This window comes from Wolbachia endosymbiont (group A) of Sturmia bella (assembly GCF_964030905.1).
Classification (GTDB): domain Bacteria; phylum Pseudomonadota; class Alphaproteobacteria; order Rickettsiales; family Anaplasmataceae; genus Wolbachia; species Wolbachia pipientis.
This window is the reverse complement of the sequence record NZ_OZ034988.1, coordinates 271,388-291,047: the sequence shown is the minus strand read 5'-3', so window position 1 is coordinate 291,047 and position 19,660 is coordinate 271,388. Positions and strand designations below refer to the sequence as shown.

Here is a 19,660-nt window from a genome sequence, read left to right as displayed (position 1 = left end):
CCTAATATAGATTTACTGAAGCAAATTTATGATTATATTAAGTAATTTGAGTTGTTATGCTGTATTCGGTATTGAACTAGAGTTTTACATTGAAGGAATAGAAAAAGAATACTTATTTCTGAATAGCATCAAAAATAAAATAGCATCTCTTGAATTTTCTTGCGAGAAGGAGAATTCTACACATCAGTATGAGATAAAAAGTGGTTGTTATACGAACTCCTACAATTTAATTAAGCATTTTGAGTTAGCAAAACAATCACTTACTGAAACAGCACAAAAACTAGGTGGGAATGTTTCTTTTAAAGCAAAGCCTTATTTGGATAGAGCAGGCAGTGCATTAAATGTGCATGTTAATCTCGTGAATTCAAATAACGGTAACTTATTTTATATCAATGAGCAAAAGTACAGTGACTATCTGATTCATAGTATTGGTGGATTATGTGCAATGATGAAAAAACATATGTTGTTTTTTGCTCCAAATGATGATTCATATTTAAGATTTCAGTATCCGGATATTCACACTCCAACTACGATTAGTTGGGGAGTAAATAACAGAACTGCTGCGATAAGAATTCCCTATTTTGGCAACGATTCCAAAAGATGCCGCCTAGAGCACCGTGTTCCTGGAACAGATTGTAACCTTGAAAAAGTACTCACAGCAATAATTGAAGGTATAGTTTTTGGTATAGAGAACAAAATTGCTCCGCCAAATAGAGTGTATGGCATTGCATCTGATCCTCAATATAAGATGGAGAGTTTGATATAGCAACTACCTGTTAAACCCTAACCCATTAAACTCCTTTGAGGTAATTGGCCATTCTAGCACTTTCCTCACATCATTATTTACATTCCCATACTGTAATAGCAAGTCTGCAGCAGATAGTTTCTGCGTACTTTTAGATGATCCAAGCCCTATATTGGTAAGGTTGCTCGGTGGCTGCTCAGGAAGTGGATTACCAGATACATCCATGTGTTCAGGGAGAGATTTCATCTGATTCTTTATAGAGCTAGAGTTATTTTGTGCAGGATTTCTATCATCTGACATGTCAAGAATAATTTTCTCAGGTACTACCATAGTTTTTGTATAATCAGCAGAATGACTGCCTTCAGTGTTCTTAAATTCATCAAGAATTGGTTCGCCAAACGCATTTATAGGGCCACCAAGTGATCCTTTCTCCATGCGCTCTTCTGCTCTTTTCCTTATTATTTCTTCTGCTAGCTCAGTTTCAGTTCTTTTTGGTTCTTTTACGGTACCTTTTTCTTCACCTTCATCTCCTGAAACACCAGTAATTTCAGCAGGCTGTTCTTTTTTAGTTCTTATTTTATGAATCAGCGAAAGTAATAAGTAAGTAACTGCAGCAGCAGAAACGATAATGGCTATCTTTGCGGCAATGTGGATTGCTGTTAAAAATATTAAAGCTGATAAAGCTCCAGCTAATCCAGACACAATAACTTTATTTTTGCCTTTTGTTATATTTAGAATTGCCACCATAATAACCTCTCAAATACTGCTCTAGAATTATTATACAGAAATTTTCTTATACTTGCAATTTTGCAAAAATTTTAATTATTTGCGTAAAGTTTTAAAGCTACACAAGGATTAATTAATATGCAATGTATCTCGACTATAATATTGTACAAACGCACATATTCAGCTAACATTCAACATGCAGAGCTTACTCATAGAGCGAAACAGGGCGGTGGTATTATTACTTATAGTAATTTTTATCTTCGGTTCATACGTTTATGTAAAAATGCCAAGGGAAAGCAATCCTGGTATACAGATTCCTATAATCAGCGTGTTTGTTGGACTTCCTGGGATTTCTGCTCAAGATAGTGAAAAGCTATTAGTGCTTCCTATAGAAAATGAACTAAGATCCATCGAAGGTGTAAGAGAATTGAGAGCTTTTGCAACTAATGATGGTGCTCACATGATACTCGAATTTGGAACAGAGTATGATAATAAAGAAGTGCTCGATAATGTCCGTTCAAAGCTTTCAAACATAAAATCGAAGTTACCTGTTGAAGCGGAATCTCCGATAATCAATGAAATAAACTTGAGCTTATTTCCGATACTCAATGTCGGCTTAATTGGTAATTTGCCAGAAAGAGCCTTAACTGAAATAGCACGCAAGCTAAAGAAAGAAATAGAATCTCTGCCAAATGTTCTCAAAGTTGAAGTGGCAGGTATGCGTAAAGAAACAGTGGAAGTGATAGTTGAGCCCACAGTTCTAACAAAATATAACATTCAATCAAACGAAATATTCCAAGCTATATCAAGCAATAACAGACTAGTGGGAGCTGGTTCACTGGAAAATGATACCGGTAAATATTCGATTAAAATATCAGGGTTATTAAAAGATATAGAAGATATTATGAATATTCCTATTAGATCTCAAGGCGATGCAGTTTTGAGAATCAAAGATATAGCAAAAGTATACCCTAGGTTTGAGGATCACCAAGGATTTGCTCGCATTAATGGATTACCTAGTGTCGTGCTAGGAATTTCAAAACGTAACGGAAAAAACATAATAGACACAGTAAATCAAGTAAAATACTTAATGGATAAGGCAAAAGATCAATTACCTGAAAATTTAAAAGTGGTGTACTTAACCGACCAGTCAAAAAACGTCCGCGATGTGCTTGATGACTTGGAAAACGGCATAATATTTGCTGTGTTGTTAATATTGATCATAATGATGCTTTCTATGGGAACAAGGATTGCTATTCTTGTGGCACTCTCGATACCCGGTTCCTTTCTCATTGGGATAATAGCTCTTTACTTTATGGGTATAACCTTAAATATCGTTGTGCTCTTCAGTTTAATTATGGCTGTTGGCATGCTGGTTGATGATGCAATTGTGATCAGCGAATATGCCGATAGAAAGATGATCTGCGGAATGGACAAAGTAGAAGCTTTTTACACTTCAGTTCGTGATATGTTTTATCCGGTTCTAACATCAACGTTAACTAAATTAGCAGTGTTTTTTCCTCTATTATTCTGGCCTGATACTGTTGGTAAATTCATGCAGTACATACCAATTACAATAATCCTAACTTTGACTGGATCGCTCATTATGGCTTTGGTTTTTATACCAACACTTGGTGCAATATTTGGTAAGCCTTCGATAACTTCAAAAAAGAAATAAAAAAAATGAGTGCTATAGAAAGTGGTGAAATAAAAAATGCTGGGCCTATAATAAGAGCTTACGTACGCATGCTAGAGAAGGTTTTGGATCATCCTAAAAAATTCGTATGTGCTACTGTATTCGTTTTGTTTTCATTTAGTGTGCTGTACTTTACTTTTGGTCCTGGAGTAAAGTTTTTTCCGAAAGTGGATTCAGATAATATTTTAATCAGTGTTAAAGCAAAAGAAAGCTTATCAGCCAAAGAACGAGATCTGATACTCAAAGAAGTGGAAGAACGCATTTTGAGCATTGAAAAAGAAATTCATGTTTCTTATGCTAGATCAGGAGCATTTTCAGACAACGTTATCGCCAGAATACAACTAGAACTTATGGATTGGCGCTTCAGGCGCAAAGCTAAGCACATACTAAATGATATAAGGAGCAGTGTGCAAGACATGAAAGGAATAATAATTAATGTTCAAGAGGAAAAGCCAGGACCGTCGGCTGACAAGCCAATACAAATTAACCTCAGCGGGAGTGTATCCAGTTTGAATTTAGCAGCAGAGAAAATTCTAGAAATTATGAACCAACCTTCATCCGGGTTTATAAATATTCAAGATAGCAGATCAGCACCTGAAATAGAGTGGAATATGAGTGTTGATAAGAGTAAGGCTACAAGCTCTGAAGTAAGTGTTGCAACCATTGGCGATTTTATAAAGATGGTTACAAATGGAGTATTGATTGGAAAATATAGACCAAATAACACGGATGAAGAAATCGATATTGTACTCCGTTTCCCCAGAAAGGACCGCAATATGAAGACTATAGACAATCTTTTTATCAATACAGTTAATGGCCCGTATCCTATGAGCAACATAGTAAAATATGCTCCCGAAAAAAAGGTAAACAAACTAAACAGGATTGATGGATTACGCACAGTGACAATCTCTGCTGACGTTGATACTGGCTATCTTGTTGATGAAAGAGTAAAGTTCATTCAGAATTCTATTGCCCAGGATTGGGACAAGGGAGTAAAAATTGATTTTAAAGGCGACAAAGAAGATCAACAAAAATCAGGAGCATTTTTGTTAAAGGCTTTTATATTAGCGATTACACTAATGATATTGGTATTAGTGACACAGTTTAATAATGTATACCATACATTTATCGTAATGACAGCAGTGTTTTTATCCACAACATGTGTGTTTTTTGTTTTCTTTCTTATCCAACAAGTTTTCGTAGTTGTTATTTGTGGAGTGGGGATAATTGCTTTGGCAGGAATTATAGTGAATAATAACATACTATTGCTTGATGCCTTTCATCATCAAATTAAGGTACACAAAAATGACATCAAGCGATGTGTAATAAACGCTGCAATTTCTCGCGTTAGGCCAATATTGCTTACCGTTGCAACCACAGTTCTTGGTTTAATACCGATGATTACCAGGTTAAATATCAATTTTTTTACGCTACAAATCACATATGATGCTCCATCAAGCCAGTGGTGGGTTGACATTTCAACAACCATAGCAAGTGGAATATTGGCTGCAACGGTTTTAACTTTATTCTTTACTCCTGCGTTGCTTGTTATACAAAAACATGAAAAAACTTGACTTAAATTAGCAATCATTTAACATTTAAGATAGTGTTCTTTGCCCGTTGGAGCTATAATTATAACTAATTACATTGGATTTATTTATTATGATTGCTAATCGTAAAAGCAGTGTTAATCAGAAAAGTAACAAGAATAACATAGTTGGAAGCCTTGATGTAATAAAAACAGCAGGAGAGCTTTCACTTCAAAAAGGTTTAGATTTTGATGTTGTAATAAAGGCACTAGAAAGTGCTATAGAAGCAGTGGCTCATCAAAAATATGGTAGCAAAAGTAAAATTGTAGTTGATATAGATAGAAACACAGGCAAAGTTACTTCATATAGAAAACTAAAAGTTATTGATGATGAATCAAATGAAAAAGAGAATACTGAGTGTGAATCAATTACGCTTACACAAGCTAAATTAATAAAAGGAGATGCAAAAGTTGGAGATACTGTTAGTGAATTGCTCTCTCTTAACACTGATCTTGCTTCAGCAAGAATTGCCCAGCAAAAGATTGCTCAAGTAATTAAAGATGAAGAGTCAAAAAAGCAATATGAGGAGTTTAAAGATAAAGTGGGAGAAATAAGGTATGGTATTGTTAAACAAGTAGAATATTCAGATCTTATTATAGACATAAATGGCACTAGGGCATATCTTCCATTGCGAAATTTAACTGGTGGTGAATCATTTCGTGAAGGTGATAAGGTTAAAGCTTACATACAGACTGTTAAGCGCTCTGATGATGGACGTCAAATTATTCTTTCTAGGACTCATGAAGGCTTTTTGGAGGCATTATTAAATCAAGAAATACCAGAAATTGCTGACGGATTAGTGACAATTAAAGGTATAGCTAGAGATGCTGGTTCAAGGTCTAAGGTTGCCGTTTTCTCTCCCGACAAGAACATTGATCCAGTAGGTGCTTGTGTTGGAGTTAAGGGAGATAGAATAAAAACTATTATACACGAATTAAATGGTGAAAAAATTGACGTTATAAATTACTCCTCAGATTTGGGTCAATTCGTTATTAAAGCCATTACTCCTGCAGAAGTATCGAAGGTTATTATTGATGAAAATGAAAATTGCATAGAGTTAATAGTTGCTGAAGATCAATTGAGTTTAGCGATAGGAAAAAAGGGCCAGAATGTAAGATTAGCTTCAGAGCTTGTTGGATGGAAAATTGAGATATTAAGCACTCAGCAAGAATCAGAAAGGCGAAGTAAAGAACTTAGTCAATGTTCAGCTTTATTTGCTGAAGCTTTAAACTTAGAAGAGATTATGGGTCAGCTATTGGTAACAGAAGGTTTTTCAAGTGTAGAAGACATATCTAGCGCTTCAATTAAAGAGCTTGCTTCAATAGAGGGCTTTAATGAAGATATTGCAAACGAACTTCACAATAGAGCAAATAAGTACCTGAAAGCAGAAAATGATAGAAAAATAGAAGAGCTAAAAAGTTTAGGTATGGAGGATGATGTAATCAATTTAACTTTATCAATAGACAATAAAATTGCTCTTAGTAAGCATGATATTAAGACTTTAGAGGACATAGCAGATTTATCAAGTTATGAGTTTTGCAGCATACTCTCTTCCTCATCCGATAGCAAAGAAGATCTAAAAGATACAGTAGATTCAATAATCATAGAAGCACGTAAAAAGCTTGGATTAATATAATAAAATAATATGAATAATGAAGATATCAGTGATAAAAAATTAACGCTCCAAGGTTTAAGCAAGCTTAAATTAGACCTCAATTTAAACTCTTCAGCTAGCCCAAGTACTGGAGCTACAGTAGTAAAAAAAAGAAGAAAAAAATCTCATGATGCAGAAGAACATAATTTATTTGACGAGAGTAAATTATGTTCTTTAACAGAGAAAGAACAAATTTTTCGCATTAATGCTGTGCAGAATGCTGCTTTGCTGAAAGAAAGAAATCAGAGAGAAGAAAAAGAGAAAACAGCAAAAGAAGACAGCAATAAAGAGATTGACGAGAAAAATGAAGCGGACGCTTTATCTAAGGAAATAAATAAGCAAGTTTTAAGTAATACCCACTTAGTTGAACCAAAAGAAGATAGTATTGACCATGAGGACAACGATAAAAAGTCTTTTAAAGTCAACAAAGATATATATTCTAAGCATTCTAAACTGGTAATTGCACAGGCAATAGATGAAAAAACTGAACAACCCCCTGTATTTAAGCAAAGGTTTGGTATAAGAGGTAGAAAGTCAAAGTTTACTAAGGGTAAAAATATATCAAGAGAAGTTATTATACCAGACAAAATAACTATCAGGGAGTTATCTATTCGCATGGCAGAAGATAGCAAGAGTGTGCTAAAAATGTTCAAAGAAGAAGTCGGTGAGAGTTATAGAGTAGATGATCTGGTGGATCCAGATATAGCATGTGAAATAGTGGAAAAATTTAATCATACGGCTAAACGAGTGAGCGATACCAACAGAGAAAAAGATTTATTTTTTATAGAAGGCAGAGAAAGCCTGCCTAAAAAACCTAAACCACCAATCGTCACTTTTATGGGACACGTCGATCATGGTAAAACCTCATTGCTCGATGCATTTCGTGAATCTAATGTTGCAGAAAGAGAGTCAGGTGGCATAACTCAACACATAGGTGCTTATCAAATAACGACAAAAGATAAGCAAAAAATTACCTTTATTGATACACCAGGACATGAAGCGTTCACTGCGATGCGTGCACGTGGTGCCAATATTACTAATATAGTTGTAATAGTAGTTGCAGCTGACGATGGAATCATGAAACAAACAGTTGAAGCAATAAATCATGCAAAAGCAGCAAATGTTTCCATTATAGTTGCTATTAATAAAATTGATAAATCTGAGCCTGGTGATGTAGAAAAAATAATTAATAGTTTGCCTCAATATGATCTCATCCCTGAAGGGCTTGGTGGTGATGTTATGATTATGCCAGTATCAGCAAAAAAGAAAACTAATTTAGATAAACTAGAAGAGGCGATTTTGTTAATCGCTGAATTAATGAAGCTAGAAGCAATAGAAGATTGTCGAGCACTTGGATGGGTAATAGAATCCAAAATAGATAAAGCGAAAGGAATATCAGCCACATTGATAGTTGAGGAAGGAACGTTAAAGGTTGGTGATATATTGGTAGTTGGTACAACATACAGCAAAGTACGTAGTATGGTTAATCACCTCGGTCAAAGAGAAAAAGCAGCACTACCCTCCGCTCCAATTGAAATTACTGGTCTAAATGGTGTACCAAATGCTGGAGATAAATTTGTTGTTGTAAATTCTGAAAAGCAGGCGCGTGAAATTGTTGAATACAGGCTAGAGTTAATCAAGAAAAAGAAAGAAGATTTGGGCGACAATAATTTAGATATATTCAGTCGTAATAACAGCGAAACAGAAGAACTATCTGTAGTTTTAAAGTGCGATGTAACTGGTTCTATTGAAGCAATATCAAGTTCAATTGATAAACTCGGTAAAGACCAAGTGAAATTAAATATCCTACACAAAGCAGTAGGAGGGATAACAGATTCAGATGTGCTGCTTGCAGAAGCATCAAGTGCAGTAATTTTAGCTTTTAATGTAAAAGTGGACTCAAAAATAAGGGACTTGGCAAAACAAAAAGGTATAGAAATACATACTTATAACATAATATACGAGCTCATTGACGACATGAGAATGTATTTAACTAAAATGTTAAAGCCTGTTACACGAGAGGTTCGTGTTGGCTTTGCATCTGTGAGGCAAATATTTAACGTATCTAAAGCTGGTAATATCATTGGATGTTACGTAAGTGATGGAGTCATAAGAAAAGATTCTTTAATTAAGGTAATGCGTGGTGGCAAATTGGTGCATGAAGGAAAGTTAAAAGCACTACGTAGATTTAAAGATGATGTTAAAGAAGTAGGTGTAAACTTTGAATGCGGAGTATCACTAGAGGGTAATGTCGATATTAAAGTTGGAGATATTTTGGAAGCTTATCAATTAGTGCAAGAAGAAAGGGTGTTATAGTAGCTGGATATGAAAAAGGAAATTAGAAACCTAAAGATAGCATCGGTATTGCATAGAGCAATATCAAGAGTTCTAATGGAAGGTAAGGTGTTCAATAAAAATGTAGCGGTATCTGACGTAAAATTAAGTAAAGATTTGAAAAAAGCAGATGTATATATTGTGTTATCTTCATTGAATATTCAAGTAGCTGACTACTTAGATCCAGAAAAAAGACGCACTGGAGATCCTTCTGAGAATAATTGTGATATTAACACTGTTGTTAATGAAATGAACCAGTCTGCATGGTCAATACGTAAATCTATATTGTGTTATGTTGATTTGCGATTTATACCTGAGTTAGTTTTCAAGCCTGATTTAGCGTTCGATAATTTTGTTAATGTAAGCAAAATATTACATAATCACACTTAATTAATGTATTTCAACCATTACTTTTCATTAATGAGGTTGCACAGTTTAACAGGTTTGTGGCTTGTGCTATTTCCCAGTTTGAGCGGTATTCTTTTAGCCTCAACTTCTCTATCGTATCAGGTTCTTTTTCTCCTTGTTTTGTTTACTATAGGTGCATTTTTAATGAGACCCGCAGGGTGCATAATCAATGATATCTTCGATAGAAAAATAGATGCGCACGTTGAACGAACAAAATATAGGCCACTTGCAAGTGGTGCATTAAACATAAAGCAGGCTTTAGCTTTACTTTCACTGTTACTGTCTATTGCCCTGGTAATCTTATTATTAACTAATAAAACTACACTCATACTTGGAATAATCTCAATGTGTATGATAGCTACTTACCCTTTATTAAAGCGGTATGTTTGGTGGACACAATTGTTCTTAGGGTTTACCTTCAATATGGGATCGCTCATGGGCTCAGCAGCAATAACAAACCAGATCAGTATAGAATCCTTGCTGTTTTATATAGGATGCGTCTTTTGGACACTTAGCTATGACACCATATACGCCCATCAAGATAAAAAAGATGATGAAAAACTCGGGATGAAATCTACCGCATTATATTTTGGTGATACAACAAAATCTTGGTTGAAAAGATTTTATTTAATATCTCTTATGACGTGGCTATATGCTGGTATCTTATCATCATTAAATAACATTTTTTATATTGCTCTACTTGCTGTAGGGTTCATATTTCACCGCCAATACAAAAATTTCAATCCTGACGATCCCAGTCAATGCATGTCCATATTTAAAAATAATTCCTACGTAGGGTTGCTTCTCTTTTTTGGCATCCTTTTAGATAGAATTATCACCTAGGTCTCAAGAGTTTTGGCTCTAATGAAGTCAATAAACTCAGGTACTCGCAGAAACGAAAATTGCTTGACAAACTCCGCCAGCCCTCTTATCATGAAACTGAAGCTATTGTATTTGCTTTCGCCAATCTGCAGATTAAAAGGTAAGGATTACTTAATGTATCGGCGTCTTATATTCAATTTTTTGCAGTATATAGATACTGTATGTCTTTACAAAACTTCATCTACATCTAGATTTTTATCTAAATAAGCTGAACGCGCTTATAAAGCGTTACAAGACATCAAAAAATGCCAATACTCGACAGAGATAGTAAAAGACTAGCTAACTCGGGGATTCTTTGTCTTTTTTTCTGCTTAGTAAATTTCTTAAACATTTGCAGCGTAAGTTAGTTGCAATTAAAAGCGGCTGAATCTCGCTTGTCAAGCGTTTAAAACATAAAAAACGCCAATATTTTAAAGCGGATAATAACCCCAGGGCTTCTTTTGCCTTTTTTTCATTTGGTAAATTTCTTAATATTTACAGCTAAACAACAACCGTCATCCCTAAGTATCCCGCTGCTTGTTAGCGGCTGAGATACCGCGAATGAATCGCGGTATGACGGTTCGCGGCAGGATGACGATAAGCTCGTCATCCCACTACTTGTTAGCGGCTAAGAGATACCACGGCGGTATAGCTATAGGATGACAAAAAAAGGGCACTGTGACGAACTTAAATCACAATTATCAGTTAATGCGGCATTATAAAAAACGCCAAACTTTTTTCTGCTTTTATGCAAGAAGTCTAGTCCATATATTCCTCCCACTTCTCCGCGACTTTCCTTACTATTTCCTCACTCATCTCAATTTTCTTTCCCCACTCTCGTTTGGTTTCAGGCGGGATTTTATTTGTCGCATCAAATCCCATCTTACCTCCAAGTCCACTTTCAGGGGAAGCAAAGTCTAAATAATCAATAGGTGCATTTTCTATCATGATTGTATCACGCACAGGGTCCATCCTTGTTGACATTGCCCACATCACTTCCTTCCAATCACGTACATTTATATCATCATCAACAACGATAATAAACTTCGTGTATAAAAATTGCTTTAGAAAGGAAAGTATGCCCATAACAATTCTTTTTGCCTGCCCTGGATAGGATTTTTTTATCGACACTACCGCTATTCTATATGAGCAACCTTCCGGTGGCAGATAAAAGTCCACTATCTCTGGAAATTGATTGATAAGAATGGGCACAAAAATTTCGTTGAGTGCTTCACCAAGAATCGATGGTTCATCAGGTTGCTTGCCAGTGAAAGTGCTGAGATAAATTGGATTTTTGCGCATAGTAATTGCAGTAATATTAAATTCAGGAAATTGCTCAACAGAATTATAGTAGCCAGTGTGGTCTCCGTATGGCCCTTCGTCTTGATAGCTATCCAAACTCACATAGCCTTCCAGAACGATTTCTGCGTGAGCTGGCACTTGAAGTGGAATAGTCTTACAATTTACAAGCTCAAGCGGCTTCTTTCGCAGTAGTCCAGCAAATTGGTATTCTGACAATGTTTCTGGCACTGGAGTTACCGCAGCAATAATCGTTGCAGGATCACTACCGATCACAGCAGCAGCAGGAAATTTCATATCTCTGCCTTCTTCCTTCCAACGCTTATGGTGAGTTGCGCCACCTCTTTGTGCAAGCCAACGCATTAGTGTTGTTTTTTTATCTATAACCTGCATACGATATATTCCAAGATTAAAATTATCTTGCTTTTCTTTCGTGGGTCCTTTTGTTACCACAATCGGCCAGGTGATAAGTGGTGCAGGTTCATTTGGCCAGCATGTTTGAATGGGCAGTAGACTTAGGTCCACTTCATCTCCGGTTAGCACTACCTCTTGACATGGAGCCTTGCTCACGACTTTACTTCGCATCGATAACACGACTTTCAACAAAGGAAACATTTTTATAGCATCCTTAAAGTTTTTTGGCGGCTCAGGTGATTGCAAAAATGCTAAAAGTTTACCAAGATCTCTTAGTTCATCAGGATTTATGTTCAACCCCAATGCAATCCTCTTAATAGTACCAAATAAATTCACCAAAACTGGAATCGAATTTTTGCCATTTTCTGTGATAACATTTTCAAAAATGATCGCTGGCCCTTTGCTTGACAAAACTCTGCGATGAATTTCTGTCATTTCAAGAACTGTTGAAACTTCCTCCTTAATCCTAATCAGATCTTTTTTTTCTTCTAAGGCTTTGATGAAGTCGCGTAAGTTGTTGTACATATTCCAGTTTTTAAAATTTTAAGTTTATATCTAGTTTTCAAGCACTTTATTGAAATTTGACCTATGCACTGTCTAGCGAGCTTTCAGTTAATTTGAGATCAAATCTTCATATTGCTTACTAAGTTTGTATTTCCTTCCTCTATTGGAAAAATCTACAATCTTGATAAACCCCATTTCCACCCACTTTTTACAAAGTTGCGCACTGGTACGAGGCTTAAAATTAAATAGTTCGCCAACCTGACTAGCTGTAATAGCGGAAAACTCCTGGAAGAGCTCAAGAGCTTTGCGTTGTTTAGGATCAAGCTTACGTATAAGATCAGTCTGATCAGTGTGGTATTCTTCTTCATTTATACGTTGTAAAACGTTCTCAAATGAATTTGCCATACCTTCTACGAAATACTCCACCCACTTAGTGATATCTGCTTCAGCTCGTCCCATATAATAATTGTGCGATGGACCTACACTGATTGCCTCATAATAAGCTCCTAGATTCTTAGCATAATATTCTTCCAATGAATAAAGTCCTTTTAGGTCATACCCACCAAGGTGTAAAATTAATGTAGTCAACAATCTTGCAGTACGACCATTACCGTCATAGTAAGGGTGAATTGTTACAAATTGATAATGCGCAATACCTGCAATAATTGGGCAAGGCACTTGCTCACTGTTACGAATCCAATCAATCATACTGCTCATGAGCTTTGGTACATCCTTTGCTTCAGGTGGCATATAAATTATTGCACGTGTAAGACTATCGCGGATAACATTTTGACCATCACGATAAGGTGTTGATTTTATTTTAGATTTTCCACTTGCTATTACTAGAGCATGTAGTGTTTGAACAGCTTTCTCAGTAATGGGTATTCTCCTTGCTGCCCATTGTTCAACTTGAGTTAAAGCTGCATAATATCCTTTAACCTCATTTTCATCTCTCCTATATTTTGGAAAGTGGCTTTTACCACTTAAAACCTCTTCAATCTGTTTAGGTTCAAGTCGATTTCCTTCAATCATAGTAGAATAGTGTGTGGTATAAAGCCGTGCAGTTTCACGAAGAGACAAAAGCATTGATACAGTGAGCGGCAAATGTAACACTTTTTCTTTTGCTGCTTCAATCCTTATAAGACAACTAGCAATTTTAGAAGTAATCGTATAATTTGGCATCGGCATAATATCTGCATTACATTACTTCTATATTATGCTGATAAAATGCAGATAATACAACATTTACACGACGCCGACCATAAACAGCAATAAATTCGGCTGATTGAGAAAGAAGTTTGTCTTGTAGAATAGCTATTTCTTTTTCTCTACCAATTATTGGCTCGTTCATATGTTTATTCCGCGGAAAATTATACACAGCGGAAACAACTTAAATCTACGCTCCGCGCGCCTCTGCTACCAAGTCTTCTGATGAACTTTGTGGTAATGTGCTTGAGTTTTATTGTGTAAAGTTTGCATTTGAGGCAAAACTGGTTATAAAATACACTTGATATAAATGTTTTTATATATTAACATTAGATGCTTCTTTTAATATATAGATAAATGTGTACTAAAAGTTTTATATTGTAGGTTTTTAAATAAATTGTATGTCTAGAATATCGTTTTTATTAATTTTAATAATAGCAATAGCAAGCTTGCCGATAATAAACAATTGGCTTTCAAATCGCAGCCAAATGCTAAACGATGATTATATAGGTGAGAAATTAGATAATTATATAAGCAGAAATTTTGATAAGATCGTAAAAACTCTCAAAGAGGAGTCGATTAAAAGTAGTTACGCTGCTCGAGATAATGTAACCAAAAGTAAAATTTCACAATACAAGGATCAAATATTTGACCTTACTTATCCTTACTCCGGAAATGAAAATAGTAGTGTTATAGCTGTAGGCTTCCTTGACTATTCTTGTGGACATTGCAAAGCTATAAAGAATGATATAAAGCAGTTAATTAACGACGGCAAAATTAAGTATATCTTTAGGGATGCTCCAATACTTGGTAACGCTTCTTTAAAGGCAGCAAAAAGTGCTTTAGCTGTCTATTTTCTCGATAAAGAAAAATATTTCGATTTTCACCATGCTGCTTTAAGTCACAAAGGAGAATTTTCAGACGAAAGCATATTGGATATAGTGAAAAACATAGGGATTGATGAGGACGATTTTAATGATTCCATAAAAGATAACGCGGACAAAATTGAGCAAATGATAAACAACAGTAGGCTTCTAGTAAGAGATTTGGGAGTAGGTGGTACACCTTTTTTAATAATTGGAGATAGCCTGTTTGTAGGAGCAACTGATTTGAATGTATTACGCAAAAAAGTAGATGAATTAAGTCACAAGCAAGGCTAGTTACAGTTTGCCATAAAATTTTATTTTTTTGCTTGACAACTCAAATGAACCTGAGTATAGTAATTGTGGGTGTGACAGCAGTTTAACTCAGTAGTCTCATCCACTTTCCATAGCGTCATTTACTATGTGAAACGCTTTCAAATTACAACATTTTCTTCAACCAAACTATTTTACTTTCACAGGAGGACATATGTCATTCACAGAAATTAGATTTCCAGAAAATATATCTTATGGTTCCACTGGAGGACCGGAATTTTCCACTGACGTTGTAACAACTCACAATGGTTGTGAACAGCGCAACATCAATTGGTCTCATGCACGCACTAGATACAACATAGCTTACGGGGTCAGATCAAACGAGCAGCTACTAGAACTAATAACATTTTTTCATGCACGAAAAGGTAAAGCAATAGGGTTTCGTTTTAAGGATTGGTCGGATTTTATAGCCATCAACCAAGAGATTGGTATAGGAGATAACAAAAAAACGACTTTTCAGCTAATCAAAACTTATGTAAGTGGGGAAGATAAGCATATACGTATGATCAAAAAGCCAGTGCATGGGACAGTAAAGATTTATTTAAATGGTAAAGAAGAGAGTGAATATTCAGTAAATTATTCAACGGGAGAAATAACATTCATGAACCCGCCAGTAAAAGATGCAATAATCACTGCGAGCTTCGAATTTGATGTGCCCGTGCGCTTTGATACAGATTACTTAAACGCTTCTATTGATGACTATGGAAGCAATAGCTGGAATAATATCCCCTTGGTGGAAGTGAAATTTTAGTTATAAGCGAGCATAGATCCACATCATAGTAGGGCTACTAGTCTACCATAAATTGAAAAATTAAGCACCACTGAGGCTCTATACCTAAATGAGCCTCAGTATATGCAATTATTTTAAACTTTATCACCAGCTATATACTACAATGTTGCTGAGCTTTGCTAACATTTACACTTGAAGCTTGGGGAGATTCTAACTCAGTGCTTTTTTCTTCCTGCAAAATAGAAAGCTTCAACAACTCCTTTAGAGTTGATTTTGCAAGTGTTGTATCATCTTTGTTTAAGATGTAGTCTAGCATGCCGTTTTTCTGTAAGAGATTAACAAAATATCTATCTTCCTCATTAAGAACCTCTATCTTGTTAATACAAGATAATACTAAATCCGAATTCTTTGTTGCTAAAATTCCATTCAAAAAGATATCTAATTTTGTTTTATCTTCAGTTAAGTCTTCAGCTAACCTATTTCTGATATTCTCATTGTCAAACACAATGTACTCGAGGTACGAGGAAGGCTCAATAAGTATAAAGTCCTCTAAAGGCACTAGTTCTGGATAGGTGCCAGCGTAATCAAGTATGCCACACTCAGTAATACACCCTCCTTTTCTTATAACACAGCAATTGAGACGACCCTGATACATTGATAACAAAGAAAAAAGACGTATTATACTTGTACCTCTATCTTTCATTTCCTCGAAAAGCTTCCTATCATTTATTAATTTGTGCAAAATGTAATCCATAGCAGGACCTGATTTGCGGAAACGAAACATATTATTCTCTTCAAAAATGGCCTCAGCTAATTCGATAGATTCTTTATCCTCATCTACAAAAGCTTTTTCATTTCTATTTAACTGTATGATCTCAGCTTTGCTATCTCTGCGTAGACCAGTTCTCCTTATTAACATCTCAAATATTTTTGTATTCATATATATCCTATATTAATTAAAGTAAATATTAATAATGTTTACTTTTTAAATAAAAATAAATGAAAATTTTAATAAAAATTAAATTTTTTTTAATAGAATAAAAATCTTTTATATTTGCTTGAGTACCAAAAGGGCTTTATTGGTGTAATGCGTTTTCTATTGCGCCTGGCTGCAGTGCCCAGCGTCAAGATCTGATGAACAATGTTCGCTTGCCAGCTTTCGCTTCAATATTTGCACAATTGTGCTAGATCCCCTGCATAACCTGCTTTAAAATCTCCTCCTGCTGCTGAGTGTGAACACTAACATAACCACATGCAGGAGATGCAGCAGCAGGTCTTGCGATACACTTAGGTCTTTTTGCTTGGATATCGAGATTAGATAACACTTCTTCTATCAATGGGTTGACAAAAAACCATCCTCCCATATTTTTTGGTTCTTCTTGACACCATATAATTTCAGCGTTTTTGTACTTTTCAAGTTCATTACTTAGTTTATCTGCAGGAAAAGGATAGAATTGCTCCAAACGTATTACTGCTATATCGTTTATTTTTTGTGCTTCACATATGTCGTAATAAACTTTACCACTGCATATTACAACTTTACGTATTTTATCATTCGAAACTAAACCTGTTCTACATTCTGGAATTACTGTGAGGAATTTTCCTTCAAAATCAGATAGGTTAGATACTGCTCTTTTGTGGCGCAGTAGCGATTTAGGTGTAAACACTACCAGAGGCTTACGAAAGTCTCTATGCATTTGTCTGCGTAAGACATGGAAGTAATTCGCCGGAGTGGAACAATTAACTACCTGCATATTATCCTCTGCGCAGAGTTGCAAAAATCTCTCTATACGTGCGGAGCTATGCTCAGGTCCCTGTCCTTCATAACCATGAGGCAGCAATAAAACTAGACCGCTTGATCGCAACCACTTTGTTTCTGCAGATGCGATAAACTGGTCGATCATAATTTGCGCACCGTTTGCAAAATCACCAAATTGTCCTTCCCAGAGCACCAGTGAATACGGAGAATCAAGACTATATCCATATTCAAAGCCCATTACAGCATACTCAGATAGTGCGCTATCTATGACCTCAAAGTGAGCTTGCTTTTCATTTATATTGTTTAGCGGAATAAATGCTTCTTCTGTTACCTGATCAACAAGCCTTGAATGACGGTGCGAGAAAGTTCCACGACCAGAGTCTTGTCCTGATAAACGCACTCCTATTCTTTCTGTGAGCAGTGATGCAAACGCAAGACTTTCGGCAGTTGCCCAGTCTATATTACTACCAAAATTTATGCTGTCTATTCTGCCATCGAGTATTTTTCTAACCTTATTGTTAATGTTAAAGTTACTTGGGATATTGCTATTTATACGCACACCTAATTTTTTCAGCTCATCTGGCGGAACACCAGAATCCGTGTAGTATTCGCTCAAATCGTTCAGCTTTGCTCTTCTTAATTTTGACCACACTCCACCGAACCAGTCAGCTTTTTTTGGAGTGTAAGCCGCTGATTCAGCAAGACTTTTATCTAATTTTGCCCTGAATTCACTGCGCAATTTATTTACTTCATCGCCATCTAATACTTTCTCTGCAGTCAATTTTTCTTCATACAATGTTCCAGGAGTTTTATGCTTTGATATCGCCTTATACATAAGTGGCTGAGTGAAATTCGGTTCATCACCTTCATTATGGCCATATTTGCGGTAGCACATTATGTCAATTACTACGTCCTTTTTAAATTTCTGCCTATATTCCATCGCCAGACTTGTAGCAAAACTCACAGCTTCCGGGTTATCTCCATTGACGTGAAACACTGGAGCTTCTATTGATTTTGCTATATCAGTGCAATAAAAAGAGGATCGTGCGCAACATGGGTTAGCAGTAAAACCAACTTGGTTATTAATGACAATGTGCACAATGCCATCCACTTTATAGCCTTCAATATTGCTTAAGGTTAAAGTTTCAGCAACCACTCCTTGACCGATGAAAGCCGCATCACCATGAATTGATATGCCAAGCACAGATCTTATATTCTGTTTTGCTCTTATTCTTCCAGCCAAAACCGGATTTACCGCTTCAAGGTGAGATGGATTAGGGCATAAACTTAAATGTACTTTTTTGCCACCTGAAAGTGCTCGATCAGAAGAGTAACCAAGGTGATATTTAACATCACCGGACACCTCAAGACCACTTGGGTATGCAAGATTGCCTTGAAATTCAGACAGCATTGCCGCATATTCTTTCCCCATCACTTTGGTTAGAACATTGAGTCGTCCGCGGTGAGCCATGCCAAGGACTATTTCTTCAATACCAAAAACCGTAGAATCACTAATGATTTTTTCAATTGCAACGATAGCTGATTCTCCACCTTCAATAGAAAAGCGTTTATATCCAGGAAATTTCATATGGAGAAATTGCTCGAACATCTCAGATTCGATCAAGTGCCTCAGTATTTCCTTTTTATCTTGTGAACTCAGCGTATAGGTTTGATTTTCGATCTTTTCCTTCAGCCACATCCTCTCCTCATAAGAGGAGATATGCATAAATTCAAAACCGATGTTCTTGCAGTAAATATCTCTATAGATTCCAGCGTCACTTGCCGGATATAGATTCGAATATTTCTGATAATCTACTTCCTTATTCACATTGGGTAATAACGGATTAAGATCCGCAAAAAAATGACCGTAAGATCTGAAAAAATTTGCTAAACTAGAAACTGAATCATCCACCTTAGTTACATGTTGTGCACCGCAGGTCTCCGCTTTATTAACTTCTAAATTGCTTGAAAAAATTCTATACCAATCCTCCCCGATTGATTTATCACCCTGCAAATAACGGCTATACATTTCTTCCACAAATTCTGCATTATCACCATAAAGGCAGCTTAAACTCGACATAATCACTATAAAAAGTATCAAATACTTATAAGTATAACTTAAGTTTTTTAAAAAAGAACTTTTTTAGTTTCTATACGTCATACCGCCGCGGTATCTCTTAGCCGCTAACACGTAGCGGGATGACGATTGTCAGGGTGTCATCCCAGTGCGTGACACTGGTTCACTCTATAATGGCAGCGCCCCTATGGTGTCATCCCAGTGCCCAGACTACTTGGATCCAGAAAAAAGAATGGTGTCATCCGAGTAGCTGACACTGGGACCCAGAAGACTTAATTTCAACCAAGTGGCTGCATAATAAAGGCTAGATCCCAGTGTCACGCACTGGGATGACAAGGTATAAACCTTATCGTCACGCCGCCACGAACCGTCATACCGCGATTCATTCGCGGTATCTCAGCCGCTAACAAGAGATCCCGCTAACAAGCAGCGGGATGACGAGCTTATCGTCACGCCGCCACG

At 36.1% G+C, this 19,660-nt stretch carries 13 protein-coding genes and 1 pseudogene; 8 read left to right on the top strand and 6 right to left on the bottom strand.

Going from position 1 to position 19,660, the window contains the following annotated elements:
* The first annotated feature begins 28 nt into the window (after window positions 1-28).
* Complete coding sequence (locus ACQH3L_RS01450; protein ID WP_010963182.1) at window positions 29-766, top strand: glutamine synthetase; 738 nt, start codon at window positions 29-31, stop codon at window positions 764-766.
* A 3-nt stretch (window positions 767-769) separates the two neighbouring features.
* Here the strand turns inward: ACQH3L_RS01450 and ACQH3L_RS01445 are convergent, their stop codons facing one another.
* Window positions 770-1,492 (bottom strand): hypothetical protein, encoded by a 723-nt coding sequence (locus ACQH3L_RS01445; RefSeq protein ID WP_138264854.1) that lies wholly within the window; start codon window positions 1,490-1,492, stop codon window positions 770-772.
* A gap of 175 nt (window positions 1,493-1,667) precedes the next feature.
* On the opposite strand from ACQH3L_RS01445, the pseudogene ACQH3L_RS01440 reads away from it, so the two are divergent.
* The 5 genes and pseudogenes from ACQH3L_RS01440 to ubiA all read left to right on the top strand — a co-directional run bounded on the left by ACQH3L_RS01440 (window position 1,668) and on the right by ubiA (window position 9,995).
* Window positions 1,668-4,741, top strand: a pseudogene (locus ACQH3L_RS01440) (efflux RND transporter permease subunit).
* An 88-nt stretch (window positions 4,742-4,829) separates the two neighbouring features.
* Window positions 4,830-6,392 (top strand): transcription termination factor NusA, encoded by a 1,563-nt coding sequence (gene nusA, locus ACQH3L_RS01435; protein WP_425384893.1) that lies wholly within the window; start codon window positions 4,830-4,832, stop codon window positions 6,390-6,392.
* A 9-nt stretch (window positions 6,393-6,401) separates the two neighbouring features.
* Window positions 6,402-8,726: a translation initiation factor IF-2 gene (gene infB, locus ACQH3L_RS01430; protein WP_070357031.1), complete on the top strand. Its 2,325-nt coding sequence runs from the start codon at window positions 6,402-6,404 to the stop codon at window positions 8,724-8,726.
* 9 nt (window positions 8,727-8,735) lie between these two features.
* The gene (locus ACQH3L_RS01425; RefSeq protein WP_006279769.1) at window positions 8,736-9,134 is read left to right on the top strand and encodes a ribosome-binding factor A; all 399 of its coding nucleotides are present in this window, start codon (window positions 8,736-8,738) and stop codon (window positions 9,132-9,134) included.
* Between the two features lie 3 nt (window positions 9,135-9,137).
* Complete coding sequence (ubiA, locus tag ACQH3L_RS01420; RefSeq protein ID WP_425384892.1) at window positions 9,138-9,995, top strand: 4-hydroxybenzoate octaprenyltransferase; 858 nt, start codon at window positions 9,138-9,140, stop codon at window positions 9,993-9,995.
* Between the two features lie 777 nt (window positions 9,996-10,772).
* Here ubiA and ACQH3L_RS01415 read toward each other — a convergent pair.
* The 3 genes from ACQH3L_RS01415 to ACQH3L_RS01405 all read right to left on the bottom strand — a co-directional run bounded on the left by ACQH3L_RS01415 (window position 10,773) and on the right by ACQH3L_RS01405 (window position 13,581).
* Window positions 10,773-12,251, bottom strand: coding sequence for a UbiD family decarboxylase (locus tag ACQH3L_RS01415; RefSeq protein ID WP_425384891.1), 1,479 nt, complete (start codon window positions 12,249-12,251; stop codon window positions 10,773-10,775).
* Window positions 12,252-12,338: 87 nt separating this feature from the next.
* Window positions 12,339-13,412, bottom strand: a complete 1,074-nt coding sequence (locus ACQH3L_RS01410; protein WP_233395584.1) for a Fic family protein — start codon at window positions 13,410-13,412, stop codon at window positions 12,339-12,341.
* A gap of 16 nt (window positions 13,413-13,428) precedes the next feature.
* Entirely contained in the window at window positions 13,429-13,581 is a 153-nt protein-coding gene (locus ACQH3L_RS01405) for a hypothetical protein (RefSeq protein ID WP_010081826.1), read from the bottom strand.
* A gap of 256 nt (window positions 13,582-13,837) precedes the next feature.
* Between ACQH3L_RS01405 and ACQH3L_RS01400 the strand changes: the two genes are divergently transcribed.
* Entirely contained in the window at window positions 13,838-14,596 is a 759-nt protein-coding gene (locus tag ACQH3L_RS01400; protein ID WP_010963174.1) for a DsbA family protein, read from the top strand.
* Window positions 14,597-14,786: 190 nt separating this feature from the next.
* Complete coding sequence (locus tag ACQH3L_RS01395; RefSeq protein WP_425384890.1) at window positions 14,787-15,383, top strand: TIGR02217 family protein; 597 nt, start codon at window positions 14,787-14,789, stop codon at window positions 15,381-15,383.
* Window positions 15,384-15,513: 130 nt separating this feature from the next.
* Here the strand turns inward: ACQH3L_RS01395 and ACQH3L_RS01390 are convergent, their stop codons facing one another.
* Both ACQH3L_RS01390 and ACQH3L_RS01385 read right to left on the bottom strand, forming a co-directional pair.
* Complete coding sequence (locus ACQH3L_RS01390) at window positions 15,514-16,302, bottom strand: hypothetical protein (RefSeq protein WP_425384889.1); 789 nt, start codon at window positions 16,300-16,302, stop codon at window positions 15,514-15,516.
* Between the two features lie 244 nt (window positions 16,303-16,546).
* Window positions 16,547-19,201, bottom strand: a complete 2,655-nt coding sequence (locus ACQH3L_RS01385) for a 2-oxoglutarate dehydrogenase E1 component (RefSeq protein WP_425384888.1) — start codon at window positions 19,199-19,201, stop codon at window positions 16,547-16,549.
* Window positions 19,202-19,660 lie beyond the last annotated feature (459 nt).

Bases quoted from the DNA above. Each gene is read 5' to 3' on its own strand.
- ACQH3L_RS01450 (WP_010963182.1), top strand. From the start codon at position 29: ATGATTATATTAAGTAATTTGAGTTGTTATGCTGTATTCGGTATTGAA.
- ACQH3L_RS01445 (WP_138264854.1), bottom strand. From the start codon at position 1,492: ATGGTGGCAATTCTAAATATAACAAAAGGCAAAAATAAAGTTATTGTG.
- nusA (WP_425384893.1), top strand. From the start codon at position 4,830: ATGATTGCTAATCGTAAAAGCAGTGTTAATCAGAAAAGTAACAAGAAT.
- infB (WP_070357031.1), top strand. From the start codon at position 6,402: ATGAATAATGAAGATATCAGTGATAAAAAATTAACGCTCCAAGGTTTA.
- ACQH3L_RS01425 (WP_006279769.1), top strand. From the start codon at position 8,736: ATGAAAAAGGAAATTAGAAACCTAAAGATAGCATCGGTATTGCATAGA.
- ubiA (WP_425384892.1), top strand. From the start codon at position 9,138: ATGTATTTCAACCATTACTTTTCATTAATGAGGTTGCACAGTTTAACA.
- ACQH3L_RS01415 (WP_425384891.1), bottom strand. From the start codon at position 12,251: ATGTACAACAACTTACGCGACTTCATCAAAGCCTTAGAAGAAAAAAAA.
- ACQH3L_RS01410 (WP_233395584.1), bottom strand. From the start codon at position 13,412: ATGCCAAATTATACGATTACTTCTAAAATTGCTAGTTGTCTTATAAGG.
- ACQH3L_RS01405 (WP_010081826.1), bottom strand. From the start codon at position 13,581: ATGAACGAGCCAATAATTGGTAGAGAAAAAGAAATAGCTATTCTACAA.
- ACQH3L_RS01400 (WP_010963174.1), top strand. From the start codon at position 13,838: ATGTCTAGAATATCGTTTTTATTAATTTTAATAATAGCAATAGCAAGC.
- ACQH3L_RS01395 (WP_425384890.1), top strand. From the start codon at position 14,787: ATGTCATTCACAGAAATTAGATTTCCAGAAAATATATCTTATGGTTCC.
- ACQH3L_RS01390 (WP_425384889.1), bottom strand. From the start codon at position 16,302: ATGAATACAAAAATATTTGAGATGTTAATAAGGAGAACTGGTCTACGC.
- ACQH3L_RS01385 (WP_425384888.1), bottom strand. From the start codon at position 19,201: ATGTCGAGTTTAAGCTGCCTTTATGGTGATAATGCAGAATTTGTGGAA.